General features: G+C 50.8%; 3 protein-coding genes. All 3 read left to right on the top strand.

Translation table 11 applies throughout. The features are described 5' to 3' along the window. The coding region (locus tag K2G43_RS02150; protein WP_300152852.1) for a hypothetical protein at positions 1–230 on the top strand (230 nt) is incomplete at its 5' end. Between the two features lie 109 nt (positions 231–339). Next, positions 340–771: a hypothetical protein gene (locus K2G43_RS02155; RefSeq protein WP_300152853.1), complete on the top strand. Its 432-nt coding sequence runs from the start codon at positions 340–342 to the stop codon at positions 769–771. A 66-nt stretch (positions 772–837) separates the two neighbouring features. After that, the coding region (gene bioA / locus K2G43_RS02160) for an adenosylmethionine--8-amino-7-oxononanoate transaminase (protein ID WP_300152854.1) at positions 838–2,974 on the top strand (2,137 nt) is incomplete at its 3' end.

Raw genomic sequence — 2,974 nt, forward strand, 5'->3', positions numbered from 1 at the left:
CTTCGGACAAACTCCACTCCCTAGGACCGAAGAACGTCCGAAGAACGTCCGAAGAAACACCGAAGAAACTACGAAGCGGAAAAGGGCCGGAAAAGACGAGGACAGGAAGAACGGAAAATGACGGGGTTTTCCAAAAATATGGAATTTATGTAAAGAATTATGATTACATTTTACGATTCTTTCTGCCTTCAGATGAACTTTTGGAGGAGAGATTCCAAGTGATTTTTTAATGTGATATTCTGATTCGTCTGCTTGCCGATAAAGAGATAGAAGAAAGTTGCTGTTCTTTTTCTAAAATTATTTTTCTACTTTTGCAGGCACTAAAACAATGCAGAAGCAATGAAAAAGAATACGCACATCAGGCATATCATACGTTTTCGACGCTGGAGCAGGAAGGCATACGCCACATTTGCCAGCATAGGAAGGTGCGTAACCATCGGCTTTCTGCGAAAGAATGTAGCGGACAGTTCACTGAACAAGCAAAAGACAACAAGAACAGCGAAACATACGGAATGCAGCATGGAGGTTTTCAAGAAACAAAATGCGAAGGAGTGGGAAACCGATGCAGGTATTCCCCAAAACAATGCCGCTGTTTTTTTAATAAGGGAACAAGTTGTAAGGAACATCAGACTTCATTGTTTTCCCTATCAAACGCTTTGCACAAACAGAAAGACGGGCAAAGCGAAGAAACGCATCCAAACGAGCAATAACAACGAGACACGGTTTACCGGAAGCTATGCAGGCTATTTAAAGTTTGCAAGCATCCAGTAAATCGTGTTTCTTTATATAATAAGGAAAGAAAAAGAAGGTATTCAGAAAAAGAAACATAAAAGAACTATGAACATAGAAGAGATGAAACGACAGGTGCTGCAAGGTAACTGTCTTCAAAAGGAAGAAGCAATATGGCTTGCCACGCAACCGGATAAGGAAGCACTCTACGAAGCCGCACACGAGATAACCCGCACATGTGCCTCGCAAGAGTTCGATATGTGCTCCATCATCAACGCCAAATCGGGACGCTGCCCAGAGAATTGCAAATGGTGCGCACAATCGGCACACTACCAGACACGGGCGGATGTATATGACCTGGTAGCCCCGGAAGAGAGCCTGAGGCATGCCTTGCACAACAGCGCTCAAGGCGTGGCACGTTTTTCGTTAGTAACCAGCGGACGAAAACCCACAGAAAAGAACTTAGCGAAGCTCTGCGAAATGACGCGACACCTGCGCCGGCACTCTTCCATACAGCTGTGCGCCTCCTTGGGATTGCTGGACGAAAACGAATTGCAAGCCCTGCACGAGGCAGGTATCACACGCTATCACTGTAACCTCGAAACCGCCCCCTCCTACTTCTCGCAACTGTGCAGCACACACACACAAGCAGAGAAAATACACACCCTGCAAGCCGCCCGCAAAGTCGGCATGGACGTGTGCAGCGGCGGCATCATCGGTATGGGCGAAAGCATGGAGCAGCGCATCGAGTTGGCCTTCACCCTGAAAGAATTGGAAGTGCAATCCATCCCCCTCAACCTGTTAAGTCCCATTCCCGGCACCCCCTTGGAACATCAAGCTCCGCTGACCGAAGAAGAGGTGCTGACCACCATCGCCCTGTTCCGCTTTATCAACCCCACAACCTTCCTGCGTTTTGCCGGAGGTCGTTCGCAATTAAGTAAAGAGGCGGTGCGGAAGGCGTTGTACATCGGCATCAACTCCGCCATTGTAGGTGATCTGCTGACTACACTCGGCTCTAAAGTGGCAGACGACAAAGTACTGATAGAAGAGGCAGGCTATCACCTGAACGATTCGCAGTTCGACCGCGAACACCTTTGGCATCCCTACACCTCCACAACCAATCCGTTACCCGTATATAAAGTAAAACGTGCCGAAGGTGCCACCATCACCTTGGAGAGCGGAGAAACGCTGGTAGAGGGTATGTCGTCGTGGTGGTGTGCCGTCCACGGATACAACCACCCGGTGCTGAACCGTGCGATAGAAGAACAAATCGGCCGGATGTCCCACGTAATGTTCGGTGGACTGACTCACGACCCTGCCATCGAACTGGGGAAACTGTTGCTTCCATTGGTACCGCCTTCCATGCAAAAGATATTCTATGCAGACTCCGGTTCGGTAGCCGTAGAAGTGGCCCTCAAGATGGCAGTGCAATATTGGTACGGAAAAGGCCAAGAGAAAAAGAACAACTTCGTAACCATACGGTCCGGCTATCACGGAGACACCTGGAACGCCATGTCGGTCTGCGACCCGGTGACAGGCATGCACTCGCTGTTCGGCGCGGCACTACCCGTGCGGCATTTCGTTCCGCAACCCCGTTCCCGCTTCGACGGCGAATGGAACCCGGAAGATATTCTTCCGCTGCAAGCGGTCATCGAACAGCATCACGATGAACTGGCAGCGCTCATCCTCGAACCCATCGTTCAGGGAGCAGGCGGCATGTGGTTCTATCATCCGCAATACATACGCGAAGCGGCACAGCTCTGTAAGGAGCACAACTTGCTGCTGATATTCGATGAAATAGCAACCGGATTCGGCCGAACAGGCAAGCTGTTCGCATGGGAACACACCGGCATAGAGCCCGACATCATGTGCATCGGCAAGGCACTGACAGGCGGCTATATGACCTTGTCCGCCGTATTGGCAAGCAACGAAGTGGCGGACACCATCTCCAACCATGCCCCGGGCGCATTTATGCACGGACCGACGTTTATGGGAAATCCGTTGGCGTGTGCCGTGGCATGCGCATCGGTAAAACTGCTGACCTCGCCTGCATACGACTGGCAAGGAAAAGTACGCCGCATCGAAAAGCAACTTCGCGAAGAGCTGGCTCCGGCACGGGAACTTCCTTCTGTAAACGATGTACGTGTGTTGGGCGCCATCGGTGTCATCGAGATGAAAGAGCCTGTCGATATGGCATGGATGCAGAAACGATTCGTAGAAGAAGGCATTTGGGTCCGCCCCCTGG

It is taken from the genome of Bacteroides sp., assembly GCF_029057325.1.
GTDB lineage: Bacteria > Bacteroidota > Bacteroidia > Bacteroidales > Bacteroidaceae > Bacteroides.

Excerpts from the sequence above, each read along its gene's own strand:
- K2G43_RS02155 (WP_300152853.1), top strand. The coding sequence starts at position 340 with ATGAAAAAGAATACGCACATCAGGCATATCATACGTTTTCGACGCTGG.